We start from the raw sequence: 16,249 nt of genomic DNA, 5'->3' as shown, positions 1-16,249 counted from the left end.
CGATCCGCCCGATGTCGAAAGGCCGCCGCCGAGCCTGCCCGGTCGTCAGGCCTCGTCAGGTCTCGTCGGGCCGGTCTCGGCGGCCCGGCTGCTGCGTGCGGAGGTCGTGCCGGGACACCGTCGAAGCGGCCTCCAACAGCATCCAGGCACTCAGCTGCACCGAGAGATCCCGCTCCGGCCGCCGGGCTCCGTCTCGATCGCGTGCCGAGCCGGTGGTGCCCGAGACCACGGAGGCCCTCGGAACGCTCGGGCCCGCCGGGACCACCGCCTTCGTCGACCAGTCCGGACCGAACAGCGGGCCGCCGTCGGCCGCCGCCCGGTTGCGCCAGGCGGCCTCGGCCGAGGCGAGCACCAGCCGTCGGGCGGTGCCAGCCGCGTCGGCGTGGTGCGTGGGCAGCGTCGTGACGGCGAGCGCCAGGTAACGGGCGAGGATGCCGCCGAACAGCCCGCCGTCCCCGCCGCCGTGGCCAGGTAGCACCCCGTCGCCGTCGGCGAGGTGCGTGTCGACGGCCTCGATCGTGCGCCTCGCCCGCTCCCACCACCGCTCCTCGTCGGTGTCGCTCCCGAGTTCGAGGAAGGAGCCCAGCAGCACGCCCTGGCAGTAGGTGTAGATCCGCTTCACGATCAGTCGGACTCCCGGCGCGACCGGCGGGCCGGACGGCTCGGCGCTCGGCTGCGCGCCCGGCGCGTCGGTGACGCGCAGGCCGTCCCAGGCCAGTCCGGTGTCCGGATCGACGAGCAGGCGGTCCATCCACTCCGCGGTGTCGACGGCCCGTGCCAGGTCCGAGCCGGGCCCGCCCGCCCGCGCGTTCCTGGCCAGCAGGATCGCGGCCGGTCCGTTGGACGGCACGTTCTTGAAGTCGTCGCGGTGACGTTCGGGCCGCCGCCACCAGATTCCGCCGCCCGCGTGGTCGGTCCACGCGCCGCGCAGCTCGGTGAGGAGCAGCCGCATCGCCCTCGGGCGGGCGATCTGGACCGAGTCCTCCGCCCGTTGCAGCGCCAGCCCCAGCCAGGCCATGTCGTCGAAGTAGTGATTCGTCCAGCCCGCGTTGCGCAGGGGGACGGCCCGGACGACGTCGTGGATCACCGCGCGGCGGCGCGGCGACGGGCTGCGCAGCCAGGCGTCGATCGCGCAGTCCAGCAGGTGCGCCTGCCACCAGTAGCCCCATGAGCCGACGCCGAGTCGTTCCAGTCGGCTCGGCGGCCAGTGCATCCGCCCGAGCCGCGCGCCGGGCAGCCCCCAGACCGGCCGCAGATGCCGGGTGCGTACCGCGTGCTCGGCGGCGCCCGCCCGATCCGCCCAGACCGCGGCGGTCCGCTCGGCGGCGTGCCTGCCTGCGGTGTCGTGGCCCGCGCCCGGCTGGTCGGAACTGCGTCCGTCGCTCTGGGAGTCCCGCGTCATCCCGCCATGGTGCTGGTTACCGGCCGGTGTCCGCAGCCGGAGGTGTGGAGTTCTCGCGTCGGGAGGTCCCCGGCTGCGGCCTGTTTCGAGGACGTAGTGCCGAGTCTGCTGCTCGGCAGGCGAGGAAGGCGACCCCTGCGCAGCCGTCGGCAGGGCCGAGTCGACGCCTGCGTCACGCAGGTCGAGCCGGCCCGGCGAGAAGCGGGCCTGGCGGAACCGGCGGGGGAGGGCGCGGCCGTCACCAGGCGGTCGAGAGGTCCGCGTGTCGGCTGACCCAGTCGTGCATGACGATGCCCGCCGCGACTCCGGCGTTGATCGAGCGGGTGGAGCCGAACTGCGCGATGGAGACCAGCAGGTCGGCGCCCTCGCGTGCCGCAGGCGAGACGCCCGCGCCCTCATGGCCGAACACGAGCACGCAGCGCCGGGGGAGCGCGGTCTCCTCCAGCCGGACCGAGCCCGCCGTGTTGTCCACTGCGACGACGCTCAGGTCCTGTTCGGCGGCGAAGGCCAGCAGCGCGGCGACATCGGGCTGATGCAGGACGTGCTGGTAGCGATCGGTCACCATCGCGCCGCGCCGATTCCAGCGCCGCCGCCCGACGATGTGCACGGCCTTGGCGGCGAAGGCATTGGCGGTGCGCACCACCGTGCCGATGTTGTGGTCATGCTGGAAGTTCTCGATGGCCACGTGGAAGTCGTGTCGACGCTCGTCCAGGTCGGCCACCACGGCCTCGCGCCGCCAGTAGCGGTAGGCGTCCATGACGTTGCGTCGGTCGCCCTCGGCCAGCAGCGTCGGGTCGTAGCGATCGTCCGATGGCGGCGGGCCCTGCCACGGCCCCACCCCCACCGGCTCGCCGAAGACCCACTCGGTCGGACCCGGCTCCTCGGCGGGCTGCGGCTCCTCGGCGGGCCTCGGCCGGTCGGTGCTCAGGACTGGCTCGGCGGCTGCGGGGGGCCTGCGGGGTGACCGCCCGGTGCGGGCTGTCCCTGCGGCTGCCAGCCCTGCGGGGCCTGCTGGCCGAAGCCCTGCTGGCCGAATGCCTGCTGCCCGAAGGTCTGCTGGCCGGGGCCCGCCTGCGGCAGCCCGGCGTGCGGAACCTGCCCTGGCTGCGGAGTCTGGCCGGGGCCAGTGGGCATCCCCGGCTGTCCCTGCCACGCCTGCTGGTACTGCCCCGGCTGGTGGAGCGAGTCGAACGCGCCGGACAGCGTCGGCGATGCCCGCACATACGGGTCGTCGACCTCGAAGTACTCGGCCTGGGTGATCTTCGCGATGCTCGCCACGATGCTGGACGGGATCGACTGCACGCGGGTGTTCAGCGCGCGCACGTTGCCGTTGTAGAACCGGCGGCCTGCGGCGATGCGGTCCTCGGTGTCGGCGAGCTGCTTCTGCAGATGCAGGAAGTTCTGGTTGGACTGGAGTTGCGGGTAGCTCTCGGCCAGGCCGAGGAAGCCGTGCAGGGCGCCGGTGAGCTGCTGCTCCGCGCGGCTCTGGTCGTGCACGCTCGCGTGCGCCTGCCTGGCCTGCATCGCGTGTGATCGCGCCGAGATCACCTGCTGCAGGGTGCTCTGCTCGAACTGGGCGGAGGCGCGCACCGTCTCCACCAGGTTCGGGATCAGGTCGTAGCGCCGCTGCAACTCGACGTCGACCTGTCGCCAGGACTCCTCGACGGTGTTGCGCTGCGCGACGAACCTGTTGTAACTGACGATGTAACCGACTCCGAGGAGTACGACCACGGCCAGTACGAGCAGCAGGATCAACAGCACGGGGTCCACTCTTGGAGGCTACCGGCTGTACACGCCGGGGTCACTGGCCCGCAGGAACCCGCCGCCGATCACGCCGGGAGCGGCTGACGGCTGGCGGCGCTGATGAGATGCCCAGTCGGCCAGGCTGCGGGCCAGACCTCTGACCACCTGAGCAGGCCGAGGTCAGAACACGCATTCTCCCCTTTCGAAATAGCCATCGTCCTGGTAGCCGACTCGGCCGGAATTCGGTAACTCTTCTTGATTCGCGCGGCGGCAAGTTCACCTCCAGCTTCTATCCATTCTCGGTGCTCTCTCTGAGATGAAGTCGGAGTCTTGCGGGGCGTTCATGTACAGCGTGTCCGAATACTCTTAGCCCCATCGATCAAGTGCCCGAATCGGGTCGCCGCTGCGGTGAAATAACCTGCCTACCTATCCTGGTGTGTGATTGAGTTTTCTCGCTCCCTGTTGTCAACGAGTACGGCCGCTGTCGATATCCGACAAGATTGTCTGGGAGTGTTCATGTCATGATTATCTTTCTCTTCGTCGGATAGAATGTGGCAATGTAACTGCTGCTGGCGACCGCGATGGTGGTGGGGCCTCTTTCTGTCGTCTTTGCATTCGACTTTGTAGACTTCTTCGTCACTGACCGTGCCGGTTTGTGTACCATTCTGAAGGCAGTCGGAGATCATCGGAATCCTTGCGTCTCGTCAGCGTGTTGTAAATCTTAACTAACGTTCTTGCGCAAGTCCTCAATCGGATCGTTCCCGTAAGTGCACTCTGATTTGAGGCGTCGCCTGTTCGGGCAGGGCGCCCCGCCCGAGCAGACTGCGTCGTCTCAGACGTCGTCGCCGTAGCCGAGAACGAAACGGCTGTGAGACTTGTCGATAACGGTGCCGGACAGGTCGATGCCCGAGGTGTCCGCGCGGTAAGCCGTCAGCTGCGGCTTCCGCCGGTCGCGTTCGACAGACCAGGCACGAACCTCACTGCACAGCCGTTCGGCGAGCTTCTCGGCCTCGGGTCCGTGGCCGTGCGCGCCAAGCTCCCAGCGGGTCGCCTCGCCGATTTCGCGACGGCGGGAGGCGAGGTAGGCCAGCGACTCGCCGTCGACGACGGCCGGTGAACGAAACGCCTGCACCGGATCGCACACCTCGGCCGGGATATCGGCAGCGGAGTTGATTCGGCACACCTGCGGTTCGGTGATGGTCAGCCGTAGCCATATCCCGTCGTGTGGTTCGTCTCCGGCGATGGTCACGTCAGACCACGCGGTGACACGTGGTTGGTCGAACACCCCGCCCAGTGCCGCGGGGTCGATGCGCTGGTCGTGGTCCCAGTGCAGCCGGATCGTGTCATCGGCGGTGATCGAGTCCGACAGTTCGCCGTCATCCTCGCCGACGAGATGCACGAACCCGCACAACTCGATGGAGTCGGCCACGAGCCGCCCGCCGGTGTAGGTAAACGCGACGCTGCGGGCCTGCCCGCGCCAGCGCAGCGGCGCGACCACGCGGGCGCCGGGAACGAGCTGGTCCCACCAGGCGTCGGGAATGTCCCACGGCGACACGGCGGCGATCAACCGGTCATACGGGGCATGCTCGGGCACCCCGCGCGCGCCGTCCCCTGTGACCACCCGCACGCCGTGATATCCAGCGGCGGCGAGTGCGCGGGACGCTTGCTCGGTCACGTCGGGGTCGATGTCGACCGTGGTCACAACGCCCGTGGGACCCGTCAGTCCAGCGAGTAGGGCGGCGTTGTACCCGGTTCCCGCGCCGATCTCCAACACCCGGTCGCCGGACTGCACGTCGAGCTGATCCAGCATCATCGCGACCACGAACGGCGCGGACGCGCAGGACAAGGACGACCCGTCGGAGAACCGGTGCGTGATCACCGCGTTATACGGGTCGTAGGCAGTTTCCAGGGTGGCCTCCGGCACGAACGCATGCCGGGGCGTATCCCGAAGAACGCGCTCCACCTCGGGACGCCGCGCCCACCCCATATCCTGCACTGTCGCGATCATGGCTGCGCGTAGTTCGTTCGGGTCGGCGGTATTGGTATCGGTGCCGGTCATAGTTTCCTTTCAGCGGTTAAGCACCTCTGAGGTGAAGCCGGAGTCTTGCGAGACGTTCATGTCCAGTGTGTCCTGATATTCTTAGTCCCATCGATCAAGCTCCTGAATCACGTCGTCGCTGGACTGAATGAGCTGCCGACCTATTCGAGCGTGTGGTTAAGTATTTCTCGCTCTCCGCCGTTAAAGAAGTAGGGCGGCTGACGATATCCGGCAAGAATCTCGAGGCTGACTAGATCGACGTCCATCGGATTGCCGTTTTCGCATTTGAGGTTGGGTGGGATTATTTCCCCTCTTACGCGATGCACGTGCCTTTGGGGATGCTGCCGTCGGCCTGGTAGTCGACACTGGTCACCAGTGGCGACTCGCGCTTGATCCGCACTGCCAGCTCCTTTCCTTTCTCGATCCAGTTGACCTCGGCCTCGGTGGATGGGAAATTCGACTCGCGGGGGTCGTCGGAATTGTAGATACTCTGGAACTCATTATCCCAATCTGTAAGATCGTTGATGAGGCTCATGCTAGGTCCGAGAAATTCTCCTGCGTCTTCGATAACGTGATTTGTTCCCCATGTATGTGCGTCGCCTGCATCGTAATAAAACGGACCCTGCGTGAATCCGGCTAGCATCGAGATTTTCATGTCATCCTCGCTCGCGATACCGTTTGAACTTTGCTTTCCGGCCTATTGGATAGGCGGTTACAATGTAACCATTGCTGCCGACGACTACACATATTGGTCTGACCTCGCCATTCACCTCGGTCTCGTATACTGCTCCGTCTTTGCCGCTCTGGCCGACTGGAACGTGATTCTCGATCAAATCGAAGATGAGGTCGATGACGTGGTCCGGAGACACTCCCATATTTTCGAAGCTGTCCTCCCGTTCGGGTCGGAATATATGTGCCTTGCCCGAACGGTTCCATATCCCCTCTTCGAGCCAGACAGGATGTCCTCGCGATGTCGGCCGACCCGAATGACCTCCGACGGGGTGATCTTTTTGCCCGCCCTCAGCAGTTCAGTGATCTGCGCGGCGTAACAGACCTCGGGATTCTCTGTGGGGTGACTGGTCGATGTGGGCAGGGGCGCGGTTGGCTCCTCGGAGCGCGACGCGACCGATGGCGCTGCGCCGCCTGCGATGCCGTGTCCGGCGACGGCGTGGCAGTAGACGTCGATGAGGGTCTGGGCTTGTTCGAAGAGTGCGTGGGCGGTGCGGACTTCTGTTCCGGCGGCAGTCGTGTGGTGTCGTGCCGCCTCGACACAGGGCTGTCCTGATCCGGCGGTGGCGGCGGCGAAGAGGTGTGCGCCGTCGGTGATCGCTTCGTCGGCGACCGCCGCCGCCCGTCGGGCGTCTTTGATGAGGGCGTGGGCTCGCTGCAACCGCGCGACCACTTCCATGACGGACACCGCTGGACTCCTCACGTTCAGTGATCATCTGAGGATGCCGGACGGTGCCGCGCCCCGGTCACGCGGGGTGACCGGAACGCGGGTGTGTGGGGTCAGTCGAGTCTGTGGGTCTTGATCGCCTTGAGGAAGCTGTCGAAGTCGGCGTGGCCGACGGTGAGTGTTCCGCCGTCGCGGTTCTTGGTGTCCCGGATGCCGACTAAGCCGGGGGAACGGCCGATCTCGACACAAGCTGTCGCTGTCTGTGATCGACGGGATTTCCGCCAGCCGTCCGGTGCGGTCATGGTGATGCCTCGTTCCTCGCGTGGCTGTCTGCGTACGTCGCGATGAGGCGGGCCGAATCAACTGGACTCATCGCGACGTCTTGCAGGCTACTGGCCGCCTCGACAAAGGATCTTGTGTCGGCTGGCTCATGCAGGAAGACCCCGCTGTCAAGGTGTTCGAGGTGAACGACGACGCCGTCCGGCATGTCCAAGATCATGAATCCGCCTGCCATCCCTCGGTGTGCGCCGATGCTCGTCGGGATGATCAGTACCTCGACATGGCCGGTATTGCTCCAGTCGAGTAGCGCCGTCATCTGCTCAGCCATCACGGCGTGACCACCGATCTGCCGCGTGAGCGCCCCTTCGTCGATGATCGCCGTCATCGCTCCGGCACGACGCCGCAACACCGATTGGCGTCCCATGCGGTAGATCACGCGATCTTCGATTCCGTCGTCAGGGATGTCGCCAGTCGACATGACCGCACGAACGTAGTTCTCCGTCTGCAACAGGCCGGGGATCAACACCGCGTTGACCTCGGTGATCGCTACCGCTTCACGCTCGTAGCGGACCAGAGTGGACAGCTGAGCCGGGACGGCATGTCCGACTGCCGACCATGCAGACCGGCCGACGTCCCGTACCAGTGCCAGCACTGCGGCACGCTCGTCGGCCGTGGCACCAAGGTGTGCCAGCCATGCCGCGATGTCGTCGGTGCTCAGTCGACGACGGCCCTCTTCCGTGCGCGTCACGGCGGTGTGATGCGTCTCCATGCGTCGGGAGACTTCGCGCACTGACAGGCCGGCACGTTCGCGAATAAGTCGCAGCGACTCTCCGACAGCGACGGCGATCGGGCTACGACGTGACGTGGACATGCGCAGACGGTACCGGCTCTGATCAGGCCCGTGGAGCACCCGACTGGGGCATTGACGCCTGTCGGAGCATCTGTCCTACTTGGGTGCGCCAATATGCTCCGAAGTGCTCCAATGTGCTCCATTGTTGAAGATGGAGCGGACGGGAGGCTGTTCGTGCCTCATGCAATCTTGACAATCGGCCTGATCGGCATGGTCGCGTTCCTCGCGACGATCTGGGCAATCTGGCCCGACCGCGACCTACGAGGCGGCATCGGTACGCCGAGTATCTCGTGGAATGGAACCCGCAGCGCGAGCTGTGCACGACCAGCGCAGCCCGTCGCCCCGCAGCGCCCCGGCGGCGTGTCGTGAGCCCGTTCCTGCCGGTCGGGTTGGTGCTGGTCGCGAGTGGTCTTCCGCTGACGATCTGGGGTTATCGCCCGCCGCCGCCCCGGCGCCGAAGCCACGTTCGCACGGTGGCCCTGTCGTCGATTCTGGCTCGGTTGGCCGAGGAGCGGCTGGCCGTGGCGGTGGGCCGATGAGCGGTCTGGATGCGTTGTTCCTCGTCCCCGACTCTTGTTCTCGGAGTAGCAGCATGTTCGTCACCAGCGGCGGGCACGGCGTGCTCGTCGAAGGCGCCCGACCCGGCGCCGATCCTGTTCGCGCCGCCATCAGTGCCACCGATGCCGTCGACGTCCTCGACGCGCTGCGCGCCGGAAGCGCGATCGACCTGCCCGCCGTCGACGATCGCACCGAGCTGCGGCGGCTCCTGCTGCGTCACCGGCCCGACGGCGTGGAGATCTCCCTGCGTACCCGCACCTGCGTGCTCGGCCGCTGGTTCGTCTATGCCGACCGCGTCCCCGAACTCGCCCACGCCCTCCGCCGCGCACTGGATGCCGTTCGCAGCACCGGAGCCCGGCGATGATCGGCCCGTGGTTCGTCCGCACCGTCGGCGACGGCGACACCCACCGCGCCCGCACCGAGCACTGGACCGCCGACGGCCGCGCCCAGATCCGCCCGATCTGCGACCCGACGACGCTGTTCACCGCGCTCAACCGCGAACCCGTCGCCGTGCCCTACTACGACGACCACCGCTGTCCCGGCTGCCTCGCCGCCGCCCACACCCGAGCGCCCTACCGGCCACGACACCTGGCACTCGTCCGATGAGAACTCTCACCGCGCAGAAGACCATCTCGGTCGTACACCGCCTGCGCGCCGCCCGAATCCGCCCGTACATCCTGGCGATCACCGGGAGTCGACGATGACCGGCGAGCGCGAGATCGCCGCCGAGCCGCTGCTCATCGAGCAGGACACCCCGCCAGCGGCAGGCCTGATCCCCGACCGCCATCTGGTGTTCCTCGACCTCGGCGACGCGATCCCCGTCGATGGTGACCAGGTCGCCGCACTCTGCGGTGCGACGGTGACCATCGGCCCGCCGCCCGCCGAGATGCTGCCCGGCATCCCCGCCGCACCCGCCGCCGACTGCGCGGACTGTCAGGCGGTCGTCACCGACACCGCACCGGCTGAGGCCTCGGACACCGAGCCCGCCGTCCGGTTGCTCGTGCGACGAGCGGGCACGGTGCCGGTGCACGTCGTCGAGATCCGCGAACCCGGCGCCGGGACCGAGCCGCCCGCCGTCCTGACCGCCTTGTGCGGGCAGCAGTTTCGCGGGGGCGACGAGCTGGACACCCTGGCGCCCGGTGACGGTGCTCCGTGCGTCCGCTGTCTGCTGCGCTCGTTATCGGCGCGGCATGGGGGTTTGCGCAGATCGGTCGGCCGGGCAGACGTTGAGCGTGCCGGGAGTCCCCGGCCTGCTCGATCAGTTCAGCCCGAGGTCCGGCAGGCCGAGCAGGTAGCGATAAGACAGTCCCTCGGCCTCCACGCGCTCGCGGGCTCCCGTATCCCGGTCGACGACGGTCGCCACGCCGACCACCTCGGCGCCCGCCTCGCGCAGTGCCTCGACGGCAGTGAGCACGCTGCCGCCGGTGGTGGAGGTGTCCTCCACGGCCAGCACCCGGCGGCCCGTGACGTCCGGTCCCTCGATCCGACGCTGCATCCCGTGCTGCTTGGTTGCCTTGCGCACCACGAAGGCGTCCAGCGCCACCTCGTCCCGCGCGGCGTCGTGCAACACCGACATCGCCAGGGGGTCGGCACCGAGGGTCAGTCCGCCCACGGCCGCGTAGTCCCAGTCGGCGGTCAGCTGCCGCAGCAGCCTGCCCAGCAGCGGCGCCGCCGCGTGATGCAGGGTCACCCGCCGCAGGTCGATGTAGTAGTCCGCCTCGGCGCCGGAGGAGAGCACCACCCGGCCGCGCACCACGGCCAGCTTCGAGACCAGCGCGGCCAGCTCACGCCGGGCCGCGTCGTCGACCGAGGGCAGCGCCGGGGTCACCTGAGAGTTCGATTCGCCTCGCACAAGGCCCCAGACTGGCACATCCGTCCCGAGCGCCGCGAGACGCCTCGGCCCCGCCCTCGAATCGATCAGATCCCCCGGGGGCCGGCGTCGCGCCGACGGGCGACGCGGGGTGCCTGTTGCACGGGAATCGGAGCGGGCGGCCTGCGTGAGACTGGGCGGCCCGTCTCGTGGCGCGGTCACCCCGCGAGCCTGCTCAGGTGCGGTTCTGCCAGACGTAGTCGGGCACTCGTTCCAGGATGTCGACCACGAACGTCGCCAGCGGCGCGATGTCCGCCGGGCGCAGCCTGCCCTGTCGCCAGCTCATCAGGTCACCGTTGTCGATGCGGAACGGCAGGGCCTTGAATCGCTCGTCGCCGAGCATCCATTCCATGGTCCTCGGGTGCAGGATGTCGTAGGCGAACCGGTCGTCCTCGGTCTGGATGCGGAAGGCGCGGTTGAACTCCTCGCTCTCCAGTTGAAGGTCCTTGACGCCGAAGACGCCCAACAACCGGTGTCCGACGTGTTCCCGGCTCACTTCCAGCGTCGGTCGCGGTGCTGGGGTGAACACCGAGGCCACGGCGAATCGGTAGGTGACGTTGCGGCGGTTCTTTCCCGACCCCTGCCGTTCCACGTAGAAGTACTCGAAGACCACGAGCCGCCTGCCGCGATGACTACCTTCCACGACGTGGTGCGCGCCCCGCCGATGGCCTCGGTGGAACAGCGGCGCCCGGAAGTGACCGGCCCACCGATCGTCACGGGGCCGATACGACCAGCCGTGGGCGTCCGCCCAGGCCTGGAACTCCGCGCGTTTCCGACGCTGTAAGTATCGGCCGAGGAGGAAGATGCCAAGGATCAGCAGCCCGAAGGCCAGGATCGTCAGAACCCCTAGCGCGTCCATCGGGCTCGCTCCTTCTCGGCCGTGCCTGCTGCTAGTTCGCCCGCGCGTTGACGCGCGAGGTGAGTCGACGTACCAATGCCCTCGGCAGCAGTCCGGCCAACGCGGTGATGGCCTTGTACTGCACTGCGGGGATCGACAGCACGCGATCGCGGCGCAGATCGCGGAGGCACTCGTGCACGACGCGATCGGCGTCGAGCTGAAGCCTGTCGGGGAATCTGGTCATGTCGATGCCCGCGCGCAGGTGAAACTCGGTCTTGGTGAAGCCGGGGCAGAGCGCCAGAACACGCACCTTGCTGCCTGCGGTCATGGCTGCCAGCCCCTCGGTGAACATCGTCACCCATGCCTTGCTGGCCGTATAGGTCGAGCCTCGGCCGGGCAGGAAGCCCGCCACGCTGGACACGTTGATCACCGCGCCGCCGTTCCTTGCGAGCATCGGTCCCAACGCGGCGTGGCTGAGCTGGAGCACTGCGGTGACGTTCACGTCGAGCTGGCCGCGCAACTGCTCGAAGTCCAGATCCAGGAACTTCTCGACGAAGCTGAACCCGGCGTTGTTGACCAGCAGATCCACCGGCCGGTCCTCGTCACGGAGTCGATCGGCCACTCGACCTCGGTCGGCGTCGATCGACAGGTCGGCGGCGATCACCTCGGCGTCGATACCGTGTCGCTCGCGCAGTTCCGCCGCCAACGCGGTCAGTCGGTCCTGATTCCGTGCGACCAGGATCAGGTCGTGGCCCTCGGCCGCGAGCCTCCGGGCGAACGCCCGGCCGATCCCTGCGGTCGGCCCGGTGATGAGAGCGGTGGTCATGACCCGCACGGTATCGGCAGACTCGAGGGCCTGTCACCGGAATCATCGACCCGGGGCGGCGCGGCGAACCGGTCTGCGGGGGCGCGACGCAGGCCGAACGGCTCCGCGATCCGCGCCCGGCGGGCCGGCGGGTGCGGCCTGCGAGGGCGGCGGGCCGCGCAGTGCCTGCCTGCGGCTTCTCGCCGCACGGCATCGCCGAGCAGGAGCAGACCCCCGTCAGGAGCAGACCGGGATCAGGACGACGACGGCCGGTAGACCTCGTCCTGTTCGCGCTTGTCTGCGGAGGGCGCGGCCTCCAACGCCGGGATCTCGTCCTCGACGACGTCCTCGGCGTCGGGATCGAAGGGGTCCACCAGGTCGGCGATCTCGCCGACGTCGCGCAGCAGCTGCTCCAGCCGGGCGGGCGTGGCGCTCGGCGGCGCGGCGGCCACCACCCACTCGTTCTCCAGCCACACCACGACGACGTCATCGCCGATCTCCTCGGCGGCCTCGACGAGGTCCGGGGTCATCAGGGCGCGGGCGGCGTTCAGGTTGGTGACGAAGGCGTAGCGGGAGCCGACGGGGCCGAGCAGGTCGAGGCCCGACTCCTGCGGAACCGGGACGCTGGGGAGCCACAGCTCGACCACGACGTCATGCTTGCGGCGGCAGCGGACGGCGATCAGCACCGAGCTGATCCGGCCGCCGGTCTCGTGGTCGAAGACGTAGACCTGACGCCTGCCGTCGGCGGTGAAGGTGGAACCGGCGACCACGTCCTTGGCGAGCCCGCTGCCGTGCGGAGCGAGCGCGCCGTGTTCCCACCTGGTCGGCAGAACCTGATCGACCTCGGCGAACTGCCAACCACGCAGTGCCGCCCACCGGCGACGCTCCCGGTTGCGCGCCGTGCGCTGGGCACGATCGGCAGCCAACAGGACGAAACCACCCACGGCGAAGAGCACGGCCACCGTGAACCAGACCCAAGTCGGCACGTTCACAGTGCGAAGGGTAGCGACGTGATCGGCGATTGGCGAAGATCGCGGTACCGATAAAGCCAGATCTGACGCAAAGTGACGCCGCTCGGCCTAGAGTCCGGTGGTCACGCGGGATGTTCGCGAAATTCGATCACGTTCGGTGATCACTCGTCGGGCTGTCAGCGGTCGTCGAACCGGCCGCGCTCGGGCGAGGCAGGGCCGGACCGGCGTCGAGCCGCCGGCAGACCGGACGTCCCGCCTGCGCAGGCCGCGTCCCGGCTCGCACGGCCTGACCACGCGACGAGGCCGGCCGGGGACCACCGGAGACCGTCTCGCGTCGGTGCACGGATGCGATCGATGATCCCCCGGCCGGTGTCGCCTTCGGCGTCTCGGACCGGCGCGCTGTCCGGTGCCGCGCGCCGCCCGATGCCCGCCGACCGCTGCGCGCGGTCGCCGAGCGCCGCCTGCCCTCGGCGACCGCCTGCGCGGCGGGGCCTCAGCCGTTCACGGGCTCACCTCGCAGCACCTGGAGTCCCTCGGCGTCCTCGGCCAGTTCGACGACCGCTCGGTCGCCGTCGCGGATCTCGCCAGCGAGCAGCTGCCGGGCCAGCTGGTCGCCGATCGCGGACTGGATGAGCCTGCGCAGCGGCCGGGCGCCGTAGACCGGGTCGAAGCCGTTGATCGCCAGCCATTCCTTGGCGGCCTCGCTGATCTCCAGTTCGAGCCTGCGCTGCGCCAGCCTGCGGGCCAGCCGGGCCACCTGGATGTCGACGATCCCGGTCAGTTCCTCGGTGGCCAGCGAGTGGAAGACCACCAGGTCGTCGAGTCGGTTCACGAACTCCGGCTTGAACCGCCTGCGCACCTCCGTGAGCACCGCGTCCCGCCGGTCGCGTTCGCTCAGGTTGAGGTCGGCGATGGCCTGCGAGCCGAGGTTCGAGGTCAGCACGAGGATCGCATTGCGGAAGTCGACCGTGCGCCCCTGGCCGTCGGTGAGCCTGCCGTCGTCGAGCACCTGGAGCAGCACGTCGAAGACGTCGGGATGCGCCTTCTCCACCTCGTCGAGCAGCACCACCGAGTACGGACGCCTGCGCACCGACTCGGTGAGCTGACCGCCCTGGTCGTAGCCGACGTATCCGGGCGGCGCACCGACGAGCCGCGCCACCGAGTGCTTCTCGCCGTACTCGCTCATGTCGATGCGGATCATCGCCCGCTCGTCGTCGAAGAGGAACTCGGCCAGCGCCTTGGCCAGTTCGGTCTTGCCGACGCCGGTGGGACCGAGGAACAGGAAGGAGCCGGTGGGGCGGTCCGGGTCGGCGACGCCCGCCCTGGCCCGGCGCACGGCGTCGGACACCGCCCGGACGGCCTCGGGCTGCCCGACGACCCGACTGCTCAGCATCTCCTCCATGCGCAGCAGCTTCGCCGTCTCGCCCTCCAGCAGCCTGCCAGCCGGGATGCCCGTCCAGGCGCCGACCACGTCGGCGACGTCGTCGGGAGTGACCTCCTCCTTGAGCATCACCTGTGACTGCGCGCCCGCCTCGGCCGCCGCCGCCAGCTCCTTCTCCAACGCGGGTATCCGGCCGTAGCGCAGTTCGGCGGCCCGGCCGAGGTCGCCGTCCCGCTCCGCCCGCTCCGATTCGCCCCGAAGCTGTTCGAGCTGTTCCTTGAGTTCGCGGGTGCGGTCGATGGAGCCCTTCTCGTTCTGCCAGCGGGCGGTGAGCCCGGCGAGCAGTTCCCGCCGTTCGGCGAGTTCGGCGCGCAGGGCGGCCAGCCGCTCCAGCGAGGCGGCGTCCTCCTCCTTGGCCAGCGCCATCTCCTCGATCTCCAGGCGACGCACCGCGCGCTCCACCTCGTCGACCTCCACCGGCCGCGAGTCAATCTCCATCCGCAGCCGGGACGCCGCCTCGTCGACCAGGTCGATGGCCTTGTCCGGCAGGAAGCGAGCGGTGATGTACCGGCTGGACAGCGTCGCCGCGGCGACCAGCGCGCCGTCGGTGATCCGCACGCCGTGATGGACCTCGTAGCGCTCCTTGAGGCCCCGGAGGATCGCGATGGTGTCCTCCTCGGTCGGCTCGCCGACCAGGACCTGCTGGAAGCGCCGTTCCAGGGCGGCATCGGACTCGATGTGACTGCGGTACTCGTCGAGCGTGGTCGCGCCGACCATCCGCAGTTCGCCCCTGGCGAGCATCGGCTTGATCATGTTGCCCGCGTCCATCGCGCCCTCGCCGGTGGCGCCCGCCCCGACGATGGTGTGCAGCTCGTCGATGAAGGTGACGACCTGGCCAGCCGAGTCGGTGATCTCCTTCAGCACCGCCTTGAGCCGCTCCTCGAACTCGCCTCGGTACTTGGCGCCAGCGACCATCGAGCCGAGGTCGAGACCGACGACGCGCTTGCCGCGCAGTGATTCCGGCACGTCGCCCGCGACGATCCGTTGCGCGAGGCCCTCGACGATGGCGGTCTTGCCGACTCCCGGCTCGCCGATGAGGACCGGGTTGTTCTTGGTCCGCCGGGACAGCACCTGCACGACCCGGCGGATCTCGGCGTCGCGGCCGATGACCGGGTCGAGTTCGCCGCGCCGGGCTCGGTCGGTGAGGTCGACGCCGTACTTCTCCAGGGCCTTGAAGCTGCCCTCCGGATCGGGACTGGTGATCCGCGCCGAGCCGCGCACCTGGGCGAAGGCCTCCCGGAGCGTCTCGGGCGTGGCGCCCTGCTCGCGCAGCAGATCGGCCACCCGGCCGCCCTCGGCGGCCAGCCCCACCAGCAGGTGCTCGGTGGAGACGTACTCGTCGCCCATCTCGGTGGCCAGCCGCTGGGCGTGCGTCATGGTCTTGAGGGCCTCGGCGTCGAACTGCGGGGCGTTGACCGTGGCGCCCACCGCAGAGGGCAGGACGGCGCTCAGCTTGTCGAGTCCGGTCCGCAGCGCGGTCGAGTCGGCGCCGACGGCGGACAGCAGCGGGACGGCCACCCCGTCGCTCTGCGACAGCAGGGCGCCGAGCAGGTGGGCCGGGGCCACGTTCGGGTTGCCCGCCACGGTGGCGGCCTGCGCCGCCGACGAGATCGCCTGTTGCACCTTCGTGGTCGGGTTGAAAGCGTCCATCCCTCACCTCATCGCAGTCGTCGCACAGTCGTTCCCGGCATCGGGAGTCCCGGCGTCTCTTCCGCAGACTTCCGCAGACTTCCGCAGGCGCGCTCGGCGCGCATCGGAGGCCTGTGCCTCTCGGAGACAACGTCAGGAAAGTTGAGTCAGTTCCACTCAAGTTACCCGTATCACCGATCGAATGACGCCGCAGGGGAGGGCGAGAAGCCTCGACAGGCGGGCCACCTGGGCGAACCGGGGTCGTCCTCCGGGCGCCTGAACTCGACGACGGTTCTTTTCGTGCGGCCCGGTCCGGCCGGCTGCGCAGGCTGCCTGCGGGGCAAAGGGTGAGCGCGGGTCACCGCCGATCGCAGACTTCGCACGACAGTGCCGGATCGCTCGGAGCCTGTCGACGCGGGCTCAACGCAC

Annotated in this window: 16 protein-coding genes and 1 pseudogene; 3 read left to right on the top strand and 14 right to left on the bottom strand. The window is 68.7% G+C overall.

Annotated elements, in window-relative coordinates; translation table 11 throughout:
- Positions 1–55: 55 nt before the first annotated feature.
- The 9 genes and pseudogenes from UA75_RS30385 to UA75_RS35270 all read right to left on the bottom strand — a co-directional run.
- Positions 56–1,402, bottom strand: a complete 1,347-nt coding sequence (locus UA75_RS30385) for a glycoside hydrolase family 76 protein (protein ID WP_083690955.1) — start codon at positions 1,400–1,402, stop codon at positions 56–58.
- A gap of 238 nt (positions 1,403–1,640) precedes the next feature.
- The gene (locus UA75_RS30380) at positions 1,641–2,240 is read right to left on the bottom strand and encodes a TrmH family RNA methyltransferase (RefSeq protein ID WP_232237561.1); all 600 of its coding nucleotides are present in this window, start codon (positions 2,238–2,240) and stop codon (positions 1,641–1,643) included.
- A gap of 86 nt (positions 2,241–2,326) precedes the next feature.
- Positions 2,327–3,172, bottom strand: a complete 846-nt coding sequence (locus tag UA75_RS30375; protein WP_083690953.1) for a LemA family protein — start codon at positions 3,170–3,172, stop codon at positions 2,327–2,329.
- An 805-nt stretch (positions 3,173–3,977) separates the two neighbouring features.
- Positions 3,978–5,204 (bottom strand): methyltransferase, FxLD system, encoded by a 1,227-nt coding sequence (gene fxlM / locus UA75_RS30370; RefSeq protein ID WP_075743142.1) that lies wholly within the window; start codon positions 5,202–5,204, stop codon positions 3,978–3,980.
- Between the two features lie 292 nt (positions 5,205–5,496).
- Positions 5,497–5,838 carry a hypothetical protein gene (locus UA75_RS33595; protein ID WP_157434520.1) on the bottom strand — a complete coding sequence of 114 codons (342 nt, stop codon included), beginning with the start codon at positions 5,836–5,838 and terminating at the stop codon, positions 5,497–5,499.
- A gap of 174 nt (positions 5,839–6,012) precedes the next feature.
- A complete protein-coding gene (locus tag UA75_RS33590) occupies positions 6,013–6,600 on the bottom strand; it encodes a hypothetical protein (protein ID WP_157434519.1) in 588 nt (195 codons plus the stop codon).
- A gap of 92 nt (positions 6,601–6,692) precedes the next feature.
- Positions 6,693–6,881 carry a DUF397 domain-containing protein gene (locus UA75_RS30355; protein WP_075743140.1) on the bottom strand — a complete coding sequence of 63 codons (189 nt, stop codon included), beginning with the start codon at positions 6,879–6,881 and terminating at the stop codon, positions 6,693–6,695.
- Positions 6,878–7,510, bottom strand: a complete 633-nt coding sequence (locus tag UA75_RS30350; RefSeq protein WP_232237560.1) for a DUF5753 domain-containing protein — start codon at positions 7,508–7,510, stop codon at positions 6,878–6,880. Before UA75_RS30350 ends, UA75_RS30355 begins: the two co-directional genes overlap by 4 nt.
- Positions 7,511–7,522: 12 nt before the next feature.
- Positions 7,523–7,729: pseudogene (locus UA75_RS35270) on the bottom strand (helix-turn-helix domain-containing protein); the annotation flags it as partial.
- Between the two features lie 344 nt (positions 7,730–8,073).
- On the opposite strand from UA75_RS35270, the gene UA75_RS30345 reads away from it, so the two are divergent.
- Genes UA75_RS30345 through UA75_RS30335 form a run of 3 tightly spaced genes read left to right on the top strand, consistent with a single transcriptional unit; the run spans position 8,074 to position 8,872 of the window.
- Positions 8,074–8,247, top strand: a complete 174-nt coding sequence (locus UA75_RS30345; protein WP_157434518.1) for a hypothetical protein — start codon at positions 8,074–8,076, stop codon at positions 8,245–8,247.
- Positions 8,244–8,630, top strand: a complete 387-nt coding sequence (locus tag UA75_RS30340; RefSeq protein ID WP_157434517.1) for a hypothetical protein — start codon at positions 8,244–8,246, stop codon at positions 8,628–8,630. Before UA75_RS30345 ends, UA75_RS30340 begins: the two co-directional genes overlap by 4 nt.
- A complete protein-coding gene (locus UA75_RS30335; RefSeq protein ID WP_075743136.1) occupies positions 8,627–8,872 on the top strand; it encodes a hypothetical protein in 246 nt (81 codons plus the stop codon). The genes UA75_RS30340 and UA75_RS30335 overlap by 4 nt, the downstream gene beginning before the upstream one ends.
- Positions 8,873–9,524: 652 nt before the next feature.
- Here the strand turns inward: UA75_RS30335 and pyrE are convergent.
- The 5 genes from pyrE to clpB form a co-directional block, all read right to left on the bottom strand.
- The gene (pyrE, locus tag UA75_RS30330; RefSeq protein ID WP_075743135.1) at positions 9,525–10,094 is read right to left on the bottom strand and encodes an orotate phosphoribosyltransferase; all 570 of its coding nucleotides are present in this window, start codon (positions 10,092–10,094) and stop codon (positions 9,525–9,527) included.
- A gap of 217 nt (positions 10,095–10,311) precedes the next feature.
- Complete coding sequence (locus tag UA75_RS30325) at positions 10,312–10,995, bottom strand: hypothetical protein (RefSeq protein WP_075743134.1); 684 nt, start codon at positions 10,993–10,995, stop codon at positions 10,312–10,314.
- Between the two features lie 31 nt (positions 10,996–11,026).
- Complete coding sequence (locus UA75_RS30320) at positions 11,027–11,800, bottom strand: SDR family NAD(P)-dependent oxidoreductase (RefSeq protein WP_075743133.1); 774 nt, start codon at positions 11,798–11,800, stop codon at positions 11,027–11,029.
- Positions 11,801–12,033: 233 nt separating this feature from the next.
- On the bottom strand, positions 12,034–12,771 hold the full coding sequence (locus UA75_RS30315) for a hypothetical protein (RefSeq protein WP_083683825.1): 738 nt from the start codon (positions 12,769–12,771) through the stop codon (positions 12,034–12,036).
- Positions 12,772–13,243: 472 nt separating this feature from the next.
- Positions 13,244–15,841, bottom strand: coding sequence for an ATP-dependent chaperone ClpB (gene clpB, locus UA75_RS30310; RefSeq protein ID WP_075743132.1), 2,598 nt, complete (start codon positions 15,839–15,841; stop codon positions 13,244–13,246).
- Positions 15,842–16,249 lie beyond the last annotated feature (408 nt).

It is taken from the genome of Actinoalloteichus sp. GBA129-24 (genome assembly GCF_001941645.1).
In the GTDB taxonomy this organism is placed as follows: Bacteria; Actinomycetota; Actinomycetes; order Mycobacteriales; family Pseudonocardiaceae; genus Actinoalloteichus_A; species Actinoalloteichus_A fjordicus.
This window is presented reverse-complemented; position numbering and strand designations above follow the sequence as displayed.

Excerpts from the sequence above, each read along its gene's own strand:
- UA75_RS30385 (WP_083690955.1), bottom strand. The coding sequence starts at position 1,402 with ATGACGCGGGACTCCCAGAGCGACGGACGCAGTTCCGACCAGCCGGGC.
- fxlM (WP_075743142.1), bottom strand. The coding sequence starts at position 5,204 with ATGACCGGCACCGATACCAATACCGCCGACCCGAACGAACTACGCGCA.
- UA75_RS33595 (WP_157434520.1), bottom strand. The coding sequence starts at position 5,838 with ATGAAAATCTCGATGCTAGCCGGATTCACGCAGGGTCCGTTTTATTAC.
- UA75_RS30355 (WP_075743140.1), bottom strand. The coding sequence starts at position 6,881 with ATGACCGCACCGGACGGCTGGCGGAAATCCCGTCGATCACAGACAGCG.
- UA75_RS30340 (WP_157434517.1), top strand. The coding sequence starts at position 8,244 with ATGAGCGGTCTGGATGCGTTGTTCCTCGTCCCCGACTCTTGTTCTCGG.
- UA75_RS30335 (WP_075743136.1), top strand. The coding sequence starts at position 8,627 with ATGATCGGCCCGTGGTTCGTCCGCACCGTCGGCGACGGCGACACCCAC.
- UA75_RS30325 (WP_075743134.1), bottom strand. The coding sequence starts at position 10,995 with ATGGACGCGCTAGGGGTTCTGACGATCCTGGCCTTCGGGCTGCTGATC.
- UA75_RS30320 (WP_075743133.1), bottom strand. The coding sequence starts at position 11,800 with ATGACCACCGCTCTCATCACCGGGCCGACCGCAGGGATCGGCCGGGCG.
- clpB (WP_075743132.1), bottom strand. The coding sequence starts at position 15,841 with ATGGACGCTTTCAACCCGACCACGAAGGTGCAACAGGCGATCTCGTCG.